This is a genomic window from Acidiphilium multivorum AIU301 (assembly GCF_000202835.1).
Lineage (GTDB): Bacteria > Pseudomonadota > Alphaproteobacteria > Acetobacterales > Acetobacteraceae > Acidiphilium > Acidiphilium multivorum.
In genome coordinates this window covers 2,474,134-2,488,381 of the sequence record NC_015186.1, presented here as the reverse complement: position 1 = coordinate 2,488,381, position 14,248 = coordinate 2,474,134, and the positions used below count along the sequence as shown (strand labels likewise).

The 14,248-nt window shown below is 68.5% G+C and carries 12 protein-coding genes, 1 tRNA gene and 1 other RNA gene; 7 read left to right on the top strand and 7 right to left on the bottom strand.

Annotated features, from left to right (window positions below):
- Window positions 1–260 precede the first annotated feature (260 nt).
- Window positions 261–334, bottom strand: a tRNA-Gln gene (locus ACMV_RS11245).
- A gap of 144 nt (window positions 335–478) precedes the next feature.
- Here ACMV_RS11245 and ACMV_RS11240 point away from each other — a divergent pair.
- Together ACMV_RS11240 and ACMV_RS11235 are read left to right on the top strand one after the other, a co-directional pair.
- Window positions 479–1,573 (top strand): Ppx/GppA phosphatase family protein, encoded by a 1,095-nt coding sequence (locus ACMV_RS11240; RefSeq protein ID WP_012039752.1) that lies wholly within the window; start codon window positions 479–481, stop codon window positions 1,571–1,573.
- Window positions 1,570–2,247: an RlmE family RNA methyltransferase gene (locus tag ACMV_RS11235; RefSeq protein ID WP_007424595.1), complete on the top strand. Its 678-nt coding sequence runs from the start codon at window positions 1,570–1,572 to the stop codon at window positions 2,245–2,247. Before ACMV_RS11240 ends, ACMV_RS11235 begins: the two co-directional genes overlap by 4 nt.
- Here the strand turns inward: ACMV_RS11235 and ACMV_RS11230 are convergent.
- From ACMV_RS11230 to ACMV_RS11220, 3 genes are all read right to left on the bottom strand, one after another.
- The gene (locus ACMV_RS11230) at window positions 2,226–3,395 is read right to left on the bottom strand and encodes a CCA tRNA nucleotidyltransferase (protein WP_041665053.1); all 1,170 of its coding nucleotides are present in this window, start codon (window positions 3,393–3,395) and stop codon (window positions 2,226–2,228) included. The genes ACMV_RS11235 and ACMV_RS11230 overlap by 22 nt on opposite strands.
- A gap of 93 nt (window positions 3,396–3,488) precedes the next feature.
- Window positions 3,489–4,082 carry an NUDIX hydrolase gene (locus ACMV_RS11225; RefSeq protein ID WP_007424597.1) on the bottom strand — a complete coding sequence of 198 codons (594 nt, stop codon included), beginning with the start codon at window positions 4,080–4,082 and terminating at the stop codon, window positions 3,489–3,491.
- Between the two features lie 4 nt (window positions 4,083–4,086).
- Entirely contained in the window at window positions 4,087–4,758 is a 672-nt protein-coding gene (locus ACMV_RS11220) for a DUF1285 domain-containing protein (protein ID WP_013640488.1), read from the bottom strand.
- An 83-nt stretch (window positions 4,759–4,841) separates the two neighbouring features.
- Here ACMV_RS11220 and ACMV_RS11215 point away from each other — a divergent pair, with 83 nt between their 5' ends.
- Genes ACMV_RS11215 through ACMV_RS11200 form a run of 4 tightly spaced genes read left to right on the top strand, consistent with a single transcriptional unit; the run spans window position 4,842 to window position 11,398 of the window.
- The gene (locus tag ACMV_RS11215) at window positions 4,842–5,870 is read left to right on the top strand and encodes an AAA family ATPase (protein ID WP_013640487.1); all 1,029 of its coding nucleotides are present in this window, start codon (window positions 4,842–4,844) and stop codon (window positions 5,868–5,870) included.
- Window positions 5,863–6,714 (top strand): DUF58 domain-containing protein, encoded by an 852-nt coding sequence (locus ACMV_RS11210; protein ID WP_231844394.1) that lies wholly within the window; start codon window positions 5,863–5,865, stop codon window positions 6,712–6,714. The genes ACMV_RS11215 and ACMV_RS11210 overlap by 8 nt, the downstream gene beginning before the upstream one ends.
- Complete coding sequence (locus ACMV_RS11205) at window positions 6,711–9,389, top strand: DUF4159 domain-containing protein (RefSeq protein ID WP_013640485.1); 2,679 nt, start codon at window positions 6,711–6,713, stop codon at window positions 9,387–9,389. The genes ACMV_RS11210 and ACMV_RS11205 overlap by 4 nt, the downstream gene beginning before the upstream one ends.
- Window positions 9,386–11,398, top strand: a complete 2,013-nt coding sequence (locus ACMV_RS11200; RefSeq protein WP_013640484.1) for a hypothetical protein — start codon at window positions 9,386–9,388, stop codon at window positions 11,396–11,398. Before ACMV_RS11205 ends, ACMV_RS11200 begins: the two co-directional genes overlap by 4 nt.
- A gap of 18 nt (window positions 11,399–11,416) precedes the next feature.
- Here ACMV_RS11200 and ACMV_RS11195 read toward each other — a convergent pair whose 3' ends face one another.
- The 3 genes from ACMV_RS11195 to nudC all read right to left on the bottom strand — a co-directional run bounded on the left by ACMV_RS11195 (window position 11,417) and on the right by nudC (window position 14,057).
- Window positions 11,417–12,346, bottom strand: coding sequence for a purple acid phosphatase family protein (locus ACMV_RS11195; RefSeq protein WP_013640483.1), 930 nt, complete (start codon window positions 12,344–12,346; stop codon window positions 11,417–11,419).
- A 110-nt stretch (window positions 12,347–12,456) separates the two neighbouring features.
- The gene (wrbA, locus tag ACMV_RS11190; protein ID WP_012039745.1) at window positions 12,457–13,056 is read right to left on the bottom strand and encodes an NAD(P)H:quinone oxidoreductase; all 600 of its coding nucleotides are present in this window, start codon (window positions 13,054–13,056) and stop codon (window positions 12,457–12,459) included.
- Between the two features lie 89 nt (window positions 13,057–13,145).
- Window positions 13,146–14,057, bottom strand: coding sequence for an NAD(+) diphosphatase (gene nudC, locus ACMV_RS11185; protein WP_041665051.1), 912 nt, complete (start codon window positions 14,055–14,057; stop codon window positions 13,146–13,148).
- 78 nt (window positions 14,058–14,135) lie between these two features.
- Here nudC and ffs point away from each other — a divergent pair.
- An RNA gene (gene ffs / locus ACMV_RS19395) (signal recognition particle sRNA small type) lies at window positions 14,136–14,233 on the top strand.
- Window positions 14,234–14,248 lie beyond the last annotated feature (15 nt).

Below are 14,248 nucleotides of genomic sequence, written 5' to 3'. Positions count from 1 at the left end.
GCTAACAGAAAACCACACAAGGTGGTATTCACGACAAAAGCAGACTCGAAGAGGTTCCCGCCTCCCTGATTTGATCGACCCATAATCGGCAAGGCGTGCCGACAGAACAAAGCGCCGCGCTTTCCACGCATCCGCGGATCGCCGGAATTACCCGGCGCCCATGTCCGCGGATGCGATCAACTTCGAAATCCAGAAACGTGAATGGAAAATAATTTTATGACCAAACGCCACCGGTCGCAACCGTGATCTGCCTGATTGTGTGGCTGGGGGACCTGGATTCGAACCAAGGCTGCCCGGGTCAGAGCCGGGAGTTCTACCGCTAAACTATCCCCCATGCAGATCGTCAGCGATGTCTTGTCGGGCCTTTAGCACCCTCGGCGATATGAGGCAATCACCGACTGGCCGCGTTGTCGGTCCCCGAGGTGCGTGCAAATCTGTCTTGCTCTCAGCCCATGGGTCTGCCCATTATATCAATGTCATGGCAACCAACGTCGCCGTTCCGCGCTTGTCCGACTCAACGCCCGCCGGTGCAGAACGGCGCGGTGAAGGGCGTGGCGCACCTGACCGCCGGGCGCGGCCGCCGGCTTTCGCGGCGATTGATCTCGGCACCAATAACTGCCGGATGCTCATCGGCGTGCCGAGCGGCGGCGGTTTCCACGTTCTGGACAGTTTCAGCCGGGTCGTTCGTCTGGGCGAGGGCTTGTATCGCACCGGCATGCTCTCGGATGCGGCGATGGACCGCGCTATCGAGGCCCTCTCCATCTGTGCGGACCGGCAGCGCCGCTGGCAGGTGAGCGCCACCAGGGCGATCGCCACCGAGGCGTGTCGTCAGGCCGAGAATGGCCATGCCTTCATCGCCCGGGCGCGTACCGAAACCGGCCTGCCGATCGAGACGATCTCTCCGCGTGAAGAAATCTGCCTTGCCATGGAGAGCTGCGCCTCGCTCATCACCCAGGCGGAACGGAGGGCTCTCCTGTTCGATATCGGCGGCGGATCCACCGAGATCGCATGGGTCCGCGTGCCCGCCGCGCATGGTGGGTCCGACCGCGTAACGCCTCAATTGATCGGGTACCACACAATTCCCGTCGGAGTCGTCACGCTCTCGGAGCGCTGCGCTGGCTGGTGCGAGACGGAAGCCGGATTCGCCGGCGTGGTGGACGAAGTCAAGGCGCTGCTCCGCCCGTTCGAGGAAACCCACCGCATCAGCCAGGAAATCCGCATGGGCGGTGTCCGTCTGGTCGGCACCAGCGGCACCGTGACCACTATCGCGGGAATTGCCCTCAATCTCGACCGATATCGCCGTGGCGCGATCGACGGCACGGTGCTGCCGCACGATGTCGTCGCCGCCGGTCTCGAGTCGATCCGCGCAATGGGCCGGGCCCGCCTGACCGAGCATCCCTGCATCGGCGCCGACCGGGTGGATTTCGTCCTTCCCGGTTGCGCGATCTTCGCGGCGATCGAGGAGATGTGGCCGGCCGCCGATCTCGCTGTGGCCGACCGCGGCCTGCGCGAGGGGATGCTGATGCGCCTCATCCGCAACGCGCGTTCACGTCCGCGCCGCTGCCAGGCATGACCGAGGAAACCATCGGCTCGCGCCGCCGCGCCGCCGTGCGGCTCAAGGCCGCGCGCAAGCACAAGCCCTCGTCGCAGAAATGGCTGCTCCGCCAGTTGAACGACCCTTATGTCGCCGCGGCGAAGGAGCGGGGGTTCCGTTCCCGAGCGGCGTTCAAGCTCATCGAGCTCGACGAGAAATTCGGACTGATCGGCAAGGGGGCGCGGGTGGTGGATCTCGGTGCCGCTCCCGGCGGCTGGACGCAGGTCGCACTTGAGCGCGGCGCGTCACGCGTCGTCGGCATCGACCTGCTGGACATCGACCCGATCGCGGGGGCAACCCTGATCAAGGGTGATTTCCAGGACGAATCGATGGAGACGGCACTTGCCGAGATACTGGGCGGACCTGCCGATGTCGTGATGTCCGACATGGCGCCCAACACCACCGGCCATACCGCGACCGACCATCTCAGGATCATGGGCCTCGCCGAACTCGCGCTCGATTTCGCCTTCAAGCATCTCGCGCCTGGCGGTGCCTTCGTGACCAAGCTGTTTCAGGGTGGGGCGCAGGGCGACATGCTGAACCTGCTCAAGCGCCGCTTCGCCCAGGTGCGCCATGCGAAGCCCGAGGCAAGCCGCAAGGATAGCCGCGAGCTTTACCTCGTCGCCACCGGTTACCGCCCCGACGCATCCTGAGACGCGAGATGCCGCCGCAGTTCCGCGCGGCACGCATCCCCGTCCGGCAGACAATCGTGCGCCATCCACCATCTGCGCACCGCGGCGAGCGCGGCGCCGATCGCGGGCCCTGGGGCAACACCGATGGCTACCGCATCCCGTCCCTTGAGCGGAAAGACCGGACGCTCCATCGTCGCAAGGCGTGCCCGCAGCGCCGAGCGATCGGCATCGTCCGCCGCCAGCCAGCTTCGATCGATCAGCGTTTCCGCCGGCCAGTCGGCCAACGCGTGGCGTAGCACGGCCTCGCCCGCATCAGCGGCGAGGTCCGGTGCCGTGCCAATCGCCTCCAGCCGCGCGCGTTCGGCTTCGGCGAGCCTGAGGCGGCGGGCCAACGGCCGCACCGCCCCACCGATCAGCGCCGCGACCCTGAGCAACGGATCGGCCGGTGCGCCGCGTGTCTGGAGCCGTTGGAGCGCCATGATCCCGGCCGCTTCCGGCAGAACGACTTGCAGCACGCCTGTCTCCGCCATCAGGTTGAGCGCCGCCAGCGGGTCGGGCGCTGCGAGAATGCGCTTGATTTCCTGCCACACCCGTTCCGCCGAGAGCCGGGCAAGTCCGCCCTTCAACGCCCGGATCGCCGCGACCGCCGCCTGGTCTGGAGGACCCGCTTCGTATCTCGCGTGGAAGCGGAAGAACCGCAAGATTCTGAGAAAATCTTCCTGTATCCGTGTCGTTGGGTCGCCCACGAAGCGAACGATGCCGGCGGCGAGATCGTCCCGCCCGCCGAAATAGTCGTGGATCGTGCCGTCCCGCGCCATCGACATGGCGTTGATGGTGAAATCGCGCCGTGCCGCATCCTCCCGCCAGTCATCGGTGAAGGCGACGACGGCGTGGCGGCCGTCCGTCTCGAGATCCCGCCGCAGGGTGGTGATCTCGAAATGCCGTCCGTCGAGAACCGCGGTGATTGTGCCGTGATCGAGACCGGTGGGCACCGCGCGGATACCGGCTTTCGCAAGCCGCGTCGCGACCGCCTCCGGTGGTAGCGGGCTCGCGAGATCGATGTCGCTGATCGGCCGTCCGGCGAGCCGGTCGCGCACCGCGCCGCCAACCACCCGCGCCTCGGGCAAGACGGTCCACAGCCGTTCGAGCTGCGGATCGTCGGCGATCATGGGATTCGGTTCCTGCTCCACGCGCTCTGTCCGCTTGACCATGCGCGCATCTCTACTCGATCGGATGGCGCGTTTGCAGGGCGAGTCGTCCGCTCAGGCGCTGGCCGCTTCGGCGGCGGCGGCGGAGACACCTTCGCGCAGTGTGAGGGCGAGCTGATAGAGAATCCACGCTGTCGCGCCCCAGATCACATGGTCCGGGTGCGGCCAGACGGGGAACTCCCGCGTGCCGCCGTGCCAGGTGCCCTTGCGCCACTCCGGCAGGGCCGGATCGAGCAGATGTTCAAGACGGAGCGGGAACACCGCCACCACCTCGTCCGGCGCCATGCGAAACTCCGGTGTGCCGTGGATCAGCGCGGTGACCGGGGTAATGTGAAATCCGGTGCCGGTTCCGAAATCGTCGAGTCGGCCCAGTAGCTCGACGGCGCCGGGATCGAGGCCGATCTCCTCCTCGGCTTCGCGCAGCGCCGCCGCTTCCGGCGATGCGTCGGACGGATCGACAGTGCCGCCCGGCAGTGCCACCTGTCCCGCATGATGGACGAGATGCGCGGAGCGCCGGGTCAGCCAGACGCCGCGCGCCGGCTCGATTCCGACCAGCACCGCAGCGGCGCGTGCCGTTCCCGGCCCCGCGCTCCGCCGCGCCTTGCGCTCGCGCAGCAGGCGGCGCAGCGTGGTCTCGTCGATCGTCACCGGATCACTCGACCGGATGGGCGATCTCGCCCAGCGAGAAGAACGCACTCTGGCTCCAGACCCCCAGCACCCGCTTGCCGAACTGCACCCCCGGCTCCGCCAGCGCGACGAGTTCGTAGTAGACCGAGCGGCTGACCCGCGCCTCAATCGGGAAGGGACCCTGGCCGGCACGCACGACCACATACGGTGTTGGCTCGCAGGTCAGCAGGTCGTGCGCCACGCGCAGCGGATGGTCCGGTCCGATCGCGATCGTCTCGTCGACATTGGTCCGAAGATAGAGAACCTGGTCGCGCCCCTGGCCATGCCAGTCGAGCTCGACAGCGACGAACGGCGCATCCTCCACCTCGATCCGGCCGCGCTCCACCGGTGTTTCGAGAAGGAAGGCGCCTGTCGGGTCCCGCTTCAGCACGCTGGCGAACAGGCAGACCATGGATTTGCGCCCGATCGGGCTACCGCGATAGAGCCAGGTTCCGTCACGCCTGATCAGGAACGGCAGATCGCCGCAATCCACCGGCGTGCGGGTTCTGGCCGGAGCCGTGACCCCGTCGCAACCGGGCGGACGCAAGGGCACGATGCCGCCGCCGGTTATCGCATTCACGTCGCTGGCAGGACTTCGCAGGGCCGCGGAGGCCGCTTTCGAAGATATTCCCGCCACGTGTCGAGGATCGTCCACCACTAGCCCCTATCCAACATCCTCATATGCAATACATTGGATATAGGCAGCGCGCCGTTCCGGGAAAACCACGCAGGCGATCACAAATGACGGGAATGTTGCAGAACGATGGGCGGGTTGTAAGTTCGACACACCCGGGTGACATCCTTGACGCTTTCGCCGCCGCCGCGGCGCGGCTCGGTGATGCGCGGGAGCAGGTGCGCCGCGTCATCATCGGGCAGGACGTCGTGATCGACCAGTGTCTCGCCGCCATTCTCGCCGGCGGCCATGCGCTCATCGTCGGTGTGCCGGGGCTTGGCAAGACCCGTCTTGTCGAAGCGCTTGCCGCCGCTCTCGGCCTGTCCACGCGGCGGATCCAGTGCACGCCGGATCTGATGCCAGGCGATATCCTGGGCAGCGAAGTGCTCGAAACGGGTGCTGACGGCGCCCGTGCCTTCCGCTTCATCGAAGGGCCGGTGTTTACCGAGCTGCTGATGGCGGATGAAATCAACCGCGCCAGCCCGCGCACCCAGTCGGCCCTGCTGCAGGCGATGGCGGAGCGCCGGGTCGCGGTGGCCGGGCTCAACCGTCAGCTGCCCGATCCGTTTCACGTGCTCGCCACCCAGAACCCGCTGGAACAGGAAGGCACCTACCCGCTGCCCGAGGCCCAGCTCGACCGGTTTCTGTTCGAGATCCGCATTGAATATCCCTCGGTGGCGGATGAGCGGCGCATGCTGTTGGCGACGACCGGGCTCGATCAGACGGAGGTTGAACCGGTGCTCGACCCTGAAGGACTGCGCGCGGCCCAGCATGTGGTCCGCGCCATGCCGGTGGGGGCGAAGGTGGTTGATGCCATCCTGGCGCTGGTGCGGGGCGCGCGCCCGGAAACGGCGGGTGATCCGAAGATCGCCGCTGCGCTTGCCTGGGGGCCCGGCCCTCGCGCGGCGCAGGCGCTGATGCTCGCGAGCCGTGCCCGCGCCCTGCTGGATGGGCGCGAAGCGCCGAGCCTTGATGACGTCGCGGCGCTGGCGGCGCCGGTGCTGCGGCACCGTATGGGCCTTTCTTTCGCCGCCCGGGCTGAGGGTGAGAGCGTCGAGGCGCTGATCGGTCTCGCCGTTGCGCGGATCCTTGGCTGAAGCGGATGCCCGCGTCGCGGCGGTCGCGGCGGCCGCTGCACTGGCCGCGCGGCTACCGGCCCTGGTGCTCGCCGCGCGGCGCCTGGCCGCGGGAGTGGCGCCGGGCCGGCATGGCCGCCGCCGTGCGGGCGCCGGCGAGCAGTTCTGGCAATATCGCGAACTCCACGAGGCCGACTCCGCCCGCAGCATCGACTGGCGGCGCAGCGCACGCGGCGAACGGCTGTATGTCCGCGAGCGGGAGTGGGAAACCATCGAAACGCTGATGCTGGATATCGCCGATCATCCCGGCATGGCGTTCCACTCCGCCGGCGCGAGCGAACCGAAATTCGACCGCGCGCTGGTGCTCGGTCTCGCCCTGGCCGCGCTCGCGCTCGATGGCGGCGAACGCGTCGCTGCCTGGCGCCGCACGGCACCGCTTGGCGGACCCGGGGCGCTTGAACGCCTCGCTGCCGGCTTTCTGCTGCCGAAGACAGTCGCGCCCGGCCCCGGCCGCCTTGCGCTGATCGGAGACTTCCTCGACCCTCCGGAGGAGGTCGCGGCCGCGCTGTCGGCCATGGGGGCCAGTCTGCGGGGTGGCGTCCTGCTTCAGGTGCTTGATCCCGCCGAATGCGATTTTCCGTTCCGCGGTCGTGTGCTGTTCGAGGATCCGGCGGGAGGGCGTCCGGAAGATGTCGCTTCTGCCGAGGATGTTGCCGTCGCCTATCGCGCGCGCCTGGCCGCGCAACGTGCCGCCGTCGTCCGTGCCGCCGAAACGGCGCGGCTGCGTCCGTTGTTCCACCGCACCGACACTCCTGCCGGCCCGGCGCTCGCCGCCCTGCGGTCTGCGCTTGAACCGGCGCGATGATCGGCCCGGTCAGTTTCGCTGCTCCTGCCGTCCTCGCCGGGTTACTGCTGCTCCCGGGACTATATTTCATCCTTCGTGCGACCCCGCCGGCGCCGCGCCGGCAGCTGTTTCCGGCGATCCGACTGCTGCGCGACGTCCCGCCCACCGCCCGGAGCCCGGCGCGCATGCCGCTCTGGCTGCTGCTTCTGCGACTGGTTGCGGCTGCCGCAATCATCATCGGCTTCGCCGGCCCGCAGATCGTACCGCCTCCAATCCTTGGCGGCGCAGGCCCGGTTCTGCTGGCGATCGACAATGGCTGGGCCAGCGCGGCCGACTTTCCGGCGCGGCAGGAGGCGGCGCGGCGCATCGTCGATCAATCGGGCCGGCGCGGCGTGATCGTGCTGCCGACGGCACGAGATGCCGCGGGGCATCTGCCTCGCGCCAGCGCCCTGCTGGACCGCTCCGCCGCGCTGGCCGCGATCGGCGGGCTTCGTCCCGAGGCCTGGCCGACGGACCGTGCCGCCGCTGCGGCCGCTGTCCGCGCGGTGCGGCGCGCGCATCCTGATCTTACCGCCGTATACGTCGCCGACGGTCTGGCCGCGCAAGGCCTTCGCGGTTTTGTTGCCGCACTCCGCCCGGCGCGAATCGTTGCCGCATCGCCCGCGCGGCTTCGACTGCTGGAGCCGCCGGGCCTCTTGCCGGACGGATCTCTCCTTGCCCGGGTCGGCGTCGTGCCGCAGGCGGCAGCGGTCTCGGTTCCCGTCCTCGCCGAAGACGGCGCAGGGAGCGCGCTCGCCCGCGTGGACATAAAGGTGCAACCTGGAACGTCTGAAGGTGCAGCCCGGATCGACCTGCCGGTTGCACTTCAGGCGCGGGTGAGGCGCCTCGTCATTCCCGGCATTGCCGGGCCAGCGGCGGTCGCCCTGCTGGACGGCGCGTCGAAGGGGCTGCTGGTCGGGCTTGTGGCGGGCGGCGCGGCCGATGCCGAGCAGCGCTTCACCGGCGCACTCTATTACGTGCGCCGGGCTCTCCCCAATGGAACGAAAGTGGTCGCCGGATCGTTCAGCAGTGTGGAGGGGGCTGATCCCGGCGCGCTCATCCTGGCGGATGTGAACCTGCATCCGCGCGAGATCGCGTGGCTGCGGCGCTTCATGTCGGCGGGCGGGGTCGTCATCCGCTTTGCCGGGCCGCTCATCGCATCAAGGCCCGATTCGCTGAATCCAGATGCGCTTCTGCCCGGCGTTCGCGACCTGGCGGGTGCCCTGGCCGGCGGACACCCGGAGGCCATCGCGTCCTTCGCGCCGGATTCGCCGCTGGCAGGAATGGCCTTGCCGCGCGATGCGCGCGTCCGCCGCCAGAGCCTCGCGGACCCGGCGCGGCTCGATCCGGCAACCGTCTGGGCCAGTCTGGCCGATGGCACGCCGATCATACTCGGCAGGCGCGAAGGGCGCGGTGCCTTGGTCGATGTGTTGACGGCCGCCAATCCGGGCTGGTCGGATCTGCCGCTTGCTGCCGATTTTCCCGCGCTGATTCGCCGCCTGGTCCGTCTCGGGGCGGGTCGTGTGCCGAAATCCGGTCAACTCACGCCGGTTCGCGTGCTTGACGGCGAAGGCCGGCTGGTGCCGCCCGGCGCAGCCGCGCGGCCGCTGGATGCGGCGAAACTGGGCAACATCATGGTTTCGCCCGCTCATCCACCAGGATTGTGGGGCAATGCCCGCGGTTCGGCGGCGCTCGATCTCGGCGGTCATGTGCCGGGACTCGCCGCGGCCTCGTGGCCTGCACTGGTGCCGGTGACCGGGCTCGATGCCTTGCCGCGAGCGCGCCGCTTCGGCCCCGACCTGCTGGCCGCCGCGATGGCCCTGCTGCTCGTCGACATGGTGGCGACGCTGCTGCTCCGTGGCGCCCTTCAGCTGCGTGTTCTGGCCGGCGCGGCCGGTCTTTGCATGCTTGTCCCGGCGCCGCATGCGCGCGCGGCGCCACCGGCGGCGGCGCTGACCGCATCGCTCGCCTATGTCCGCACCGGCGATCCGGCAACCGACGCCATCGTGCGTGCCGGACTGACGGCGCTCTCCACCCAGGTCAACGAGGAGACCGCCGCCGTGCTCGGCACACCGCAGGGCGTGGTGCCGGGGCAGGGCAATCTCAATCTCTATCCGCTGCTCTATTGGATGGTGACGTCTGCGACCCGTCCGCCAGATCCGGCTGCCTGTGCGGCGCTCGACGCGTTCATGCGCGGCGGTGGCCTGCTGGTGATCGACACCGATGGCGGCAATCCCGGAAGCGCCGGTTCGGGTGCCGGGTTCGACCCGGGCGCCGGCGCCGCACTGCGCCGGGCGACGGCCTGTCTCTCCCTGCCGCCCCTCAGACCGCTGACCGACCGTGACACCCTGGCGCACACCTTCTTTCTCACGCGCAGTTTTCCCGGCCGTTTCGACGGAGCGCCGGTCTACATTGCCGCGCCAGGCGGCCGCGACGCCGACGGCGTGAGCCCGGTGGTGATCGGCGCGAATGACTGGGCCGGTGCCTGGGCACTCGACCAGGCCGGCAATCCCTTGCAGGCTCTTCTGCCCGGAACCCCCGGCCAGCGCGACAAGGCCGGCAGGTTCGGCGTCAATCTGGTGATGTATGCGCTGACCGGCACCTATAAGGCGGATCAGTTGCAGATCCCCGCCATTCTCCGAAGACTCGGCGAATGACGATACCCGTCGTCTTTGCGCCGCTGGTGCCTTGGCCTCTGATTGCGGGACTGGCCGCGATTGCGCTCGCGTTCGGCGGCATCGGCCTGCTTCGCCGGGCGCGCGGCGCCTGGCTGCGACTCGCCGGCCTTCTCTTCCTGCTTGCCGTGCTGGCCGGACCGCGCTGGCAGGTGCGCACGACCGCGCCCTTGCCGGACACGATCGTGGTCATTCGCGACCGCTCACCCTCGATGGCGATCGGGCGGCGCGCGGCGCTTGCCGCTGCCGCCTATCGGCATCTTGCTGCCACGGTGCCGAAAGGTGTCACCCTCCGCACCGTTGCCGTCGCCGGCGACGGGCATGATGGAACGCCGCTTTTCTCCGCGCTGAAGGCGGCGCTCTCCGGAATTCCGCCCGGGGAACTCGCGGGCATCGTCGCCATCACCGATGGCGAAGCCACCGACGCACCGCCGAGCCGACTGCCCGACGGCGTGCCTGTCTCGGCATTGATCCCCGCCGCGCCGGGCCAGACGGATCGGGCGCTGAGCCTGATTTCAGCACCGCGCTACGGGCTGGTCGGCCACAAGGTGACGCTGCGTTTCGTCGTCCGGGACCATGGCGTCGAGGATCGCGGCACCGCGGTTCCGGTCGGCATCTCGGTCGATGGGCACACGGTCCATGTGGTCAGCGCACGGGTGGGACAGACGGAGACAGTGCCGCTCGACGTCTCGCATGCCGGGCGCGCGGTCGTTGCGGTGTCGGCGGCGCCGCTGGCGGGTGAGGTGTCCCGCACCAATGACCAGGCGGTGTTCCATCTCGATGGCGTGCGGCGGCGGCTGACGGTGCTGCTGATCGCCGGCCGGCCCAATCCGGGGCTGCGGGCCTGGCGGCTGCTGCTGAAATCCGATCCCGCCGTGCGGCTGGTGAATTTCACCATCCTCCGCCTGCCCGACGAGCCGATGCCGGCGCCGCTGCGGGACATGGCGCTGATTCCCTTTCCGGTGGACCAGTTGTTCGACCGGGATATCGGAAAGTTCGACCTGATCATTCTCGACCAGTTCGCGAATGATGATCTGTTGCTGCCGCCCTATCTCGCGAATATCGCGCGCCATGTCCGCGCCGGCGGCGCGCTGCTGGTCGAGGCCGGGCCGGAATTCGAAGGGAACCGGTCGATCGCCGATTCGCCGCTCGGGCCGATCCTCCCGGTGCGCCCCTATGGTGCCGGCACGGTGACTGGCGCCTTCACGCCCCAGCTCACGCGTGAAGGGCTGCGCGACCCGGTGACCGCCCGTTTCGCGCGTGATTCACTCGGTCCCTGGTATCGCTACGAAACGGTGCAGCGGCGCCGCGGCGTGACGCTGCTTCGCGTGCCGGGCGTGGCGGCGCCGCTGCTCGTTCTTGCGCATGAGGGCAAGGGGCGGGTCGCAATGCTGCTTTCCGATCAATTCTGGCTTTGGGCACGCGGCGCGCTGGCGGGCGATGCGGCGATGCGCGGGCCGGCGGCGGCGCTGCTTGGTCGCACGGTCCACTGGCTGCTCGGCGATCCGTCACTTGCGGCGCGTCAGTTGCATGCGTCCATTGCGGCGGGGCGGCTGAGCATACGCCGGATCGGGCCGGATGGCCCCCCAGGTTCGGTGACGGTGACGGCGCCGGACGGCCGGACCATGACCATCGCGCTGCACCGCACTGCGCCCGGGAGGTTTGCGGCCTCCCTGTCGGCCGGCGGGCCCGGTGTGTGGCGGGTTGCCGGCGGCGGCCGCACCGCCTATGCCGCCGCCGCGGACGAGGATCCGGCAGAGCAGCGGGATCTGGCCGCGAGCAGCCGGATTTTCGCGCCGCTCGCGCGCCGCAGCGGCGGGCGGATCGTCTGGCTCGCACATGACCCGGCGCCAGGCTGGCAGGGGCTGTACCGGCGACGCCATGCCAGCATCGTGACCGGTGAGCGTGATGTGAAACTGCCACCGGCAATTCCGGGCGTGCTTCTTGGACTTCTGCTGATTGTCGCCGGCTGGTGGCGCGAGCGCGCGTGAGCCGGCGGCGCGACGACCTCAGGCCGAGATGGACTTCGCGAAACGCGTCTTGCCGTCCATGTCGATGAAGGCGAACGCAATCGCCTCGCGTGTGACTGACGTCGTCAGGAAGCCATGTGCGCCAAGGCAGAATCCCGCGCGGCTCGGCGTGCCGGGATCGTAGATTTCCGATCCGACGCCGTTGGTCACGTAGGAAACTCCGCCCATCTCGACATATTGCATCGAGTGGTCATGGCCGTTGATGTAGAGCTTCACGCCATGGCGGCGCAGGACCGGTTCGAGTGCCGCGATCAGGTCGGGCTGGTCGTGGCCGGGTCCGCCAAGGGCGGTGTAGAGCGGATGATGCCCCACCACGATCTTCCAGCGGGCGGCCGATCGACCGAGCGCATCATCGAGCCAGGCGCGCTGGGCGTGCGGGTCCTGCCCGGAAATATCGGTGACTGTGCCAACATATTTCCGGATGAAGGGCGAGGTATCGAGGAAGAAGATCTCCGCCTCGCCGCCGCCGGGCAGCGTTTCGGTGTGGGTGTAGTAGCGGGCCGGCAACTGCCAGCGCTTCGAGCGTTTCGAATATTCGATCTGCGCGGGCACGTTGCCGCGATAATCATGGTTGCCGAGGATTACTTTCCACGGGCGCTGCAGCGAGGCCTGATCGTAGACGTCCTCGAAGCTGGTTTTCCACTGCGGATCGTTGACGGATTTCACACCGGATTCATAAAAATTGTCGCCAAGCGAAAGGATGAAGCGCGGCGAATCGGCGGCGGCCCGATCAGCCATGGCCTGGGCGACGTTGCGCTGGTGATGCGCGCCGTCGCGGCCCCAGTCACCGATCGAGAGGAAGCGAAATGCATCGACCGTTCCGGCATGCGCGGCCGGCGCGGCGGCAAGCAAGGAGGCGGCCGTGAGTTCGGCGCCGGTGCCCAGAAAACCGCGGCGGGATATTGTCATGCGGGACCTCCATCGATCAATTCGGCCCCCGTCTACCCCGCTGTCCCGGTGAAGTCATATGACAAGACGGGGACAAAGGGCGGCCCTTGCGGCGCCGCCCGTTCGTCCGTTTAGCCGGCGAGCTTTGCGGCGATCCCGGCGACATGCTTGCCCTGCGCGCGGGCAATGGCGAGTTCGTTGGCGCTTGGCTGGCGGGAACCGTCGGCGCCGGCCAGTGTGGTTGCGCCATACGGCGTGCCGCCGGTGATCTCGTTCATGTTGGTCAGCTCCGGGTTGGAATACGGAACGCCGACCACGATCATGCCGTGATGGAACAGCGTGGTATGGAACGAGGTGATGGTGGTTTCCTGGCCGCCATGCTGGGTGCCGGTCGAGGCGAAGACCGAGCCGACCTTGCCGATCAGCGCGCCCTTGGCCCAGAGGCCGCCGGTCTGGTCGAGGAAATTGCGCATCTGGCCGCACATGTTGCCGAAGCGCGTGGGCGTGCCGAAAATGATCGCGTCGTAGTCGGCGAGTTCCGCCGGCGTTGCGACCGGCGCGTCCTGGTCGGTCTTTGCGTGGATCGCCTTCGCGGTGTCTTCCGGCATGGTCTCCGGCACGCGCTTCAGCGTCACCTCCGCTCCGGCGGCCTTCGCCCCTTCCGCCACGGCCTTGGCCATCGTCTCAACATGGCCCCAGGTGCTGTAGTAGAGCACAAGAACTTTCGCCATTTCGACTCTCCGTCAGGTTGTGATGCGCCCGCTATACGACGCAATTCGTTCGATATCAAACGTTATCTGATGACAATTCGGTGTCTGGTTCAATGCTCCTCGGCAATCCAGTCATCGATCAGCTTGCGCGCGATCGAATCCCGTGGCGGCAGGTTGAAGCCCGCCTCGCGGCGGTTCGCGAGATCCGCGCGGGTGAACCACGCGGCGGCGCGCATTTCCTCGGCGTCGAGCGTGATCGCCTCGCTCACCGCTTCGGCACGGAAACCCAGCATCAGTGAGGCCGGAAACGGCCAGGGCTGGCTGCCGGTATAGGAAACCGTTCCCACGTGAACGCCGACCTCTTCAAGGGTTTCGCGGCGCACCGCATCTTCGAGACTTTCGCCCGGTTCGACGAAGCCGGCGAGGGTCGAGAACATGTTCCGCTCGGGCGGAAATTTCTGTGACTGGCCGAGCAGCACGCGGTCGCCTTTCGCAACCAGCATGATCACCGCCGGATCGGTGCGCGGGAAATGCTCGGTGCCGCATTGCGCGCAGCGCATGGTGTGGCCGCCGCGTTCGGGAGCGCAGGCGCCGCCGCACACGCCGCAGAATTTGTGGCGGGATTGCCAGTAGAGCAGGCCGCGCGCCGTGGCGAGCAGCCCGGCCTCCTCGGCCGGCAGCGTTGCAGTCAGCCCGCGCAGTTCGAGAAACGCGCCGCGCGGACGGTGCAAAGCATCGAGTGGCGCGTCATGTGCCGAAAGATCGACGGCGAAGACCGGGCTGCCGTTCATCAGCCCGAGAAAGACGCTTTCCCCCGCGTCCTCGCGCGGCGGGGCATCGAGCACGGCGCGGGGTTCCGGTTCGGGAGCGATCAGCAGCTTGCCGCGCCAGTAGGCGACGAAGCCGGCGCCCGTATCGGCGCGGGCCGCGGCCAGCCAGTCGGCATCGGTGCGGCGGTGGCTGGCGCGGTCGAGCCGGGCGGAGCTGTAGAGCAGGGCGGAAGGGAGCGAAATATCGTGCATGGCGGGAAGGTGGCACCGGTCCACGGTGCCGGCAAGCCGGCCTTGCAAAGAGGCTTCAAAGGATAGATATGGAAAGCGGGAGGCCGGTCGCGGACGGGCGCCTCGCCAACCCGGTCAGGGCCGGAAGGCAGCAGCCGCAACGAGTTTCCGCACGGGTCGCGGTTCCGGTCTCCCACCTCTCAATCCAGCCC

Excerpts from the sequence above, each read along its gene's own strand:
- ACMV_RS11240 (WP_012039752.1), top strand. The coding sequence starts at position 479 with ATGGCAACCAACGTCGCCGTTCCGCGCTTGTCCGACTCAACGCCCGCC.
- ACMV_RS11235 (WP_007424595.1), top strand. The coding sequence starts at position 1,570 with ATGACCGAGGAAACCATCGGCTCGCGCCGCCGCGCCGCCGTGCGGCTC.
- ACMV_RS11230 (WP_041665053.1), bottom strand. The coding sequence starts at position 3,395 with ATGATCGCCGACGATCCGCAGCTCGAACGGCTGTGGACCGTCTTGCCC.
- ACMV_RS11215 (WP_013640487.1), top strand. The coding sequence starts at position 4,842 with ATGACGGGAATGTTGCAGAACGATGGGCGGGTTGTAAGTTCGACACAC.
- ACMV_RS11205 (WP_013640485.1), top strand. The coding sequence starts at position 6,711 with ATGATCGGCCCGGTCAGTTTCGCTGCTCCTGCCGTCCTCGCCGGGTTA.
- ACMV_RS11200 (WP_013640484.1), top strand. The coding sequence starts at position 9,386 with ATGACGATACCCGTCGTCTTTGCGCCGCTGGTGCCTTGGCCTCTGATT.
- ACMV_RS11195 (WP_013640483.1), bottom strand. The coding sequence starts at position 12,346 with ATGACAATATCCCGCCGCGGTTTTCTGGGCACCGGCGCCGAACTCACG.
- wrbA (WP_012039745.1), bottom strand. The coding sequence starts at position 13,056 with ATGGCGAAAGTTCTTGTGCTCTACTACAGCACCTGGGGCCATGTTGAG.
- nudC (WP_041665051.1), bottom strand. The coding sequence starts at position 14,057 with ATGCACGATATTTCGCTCCCTTCCGCCCTGCTCTACAGCTCCGCCCGG.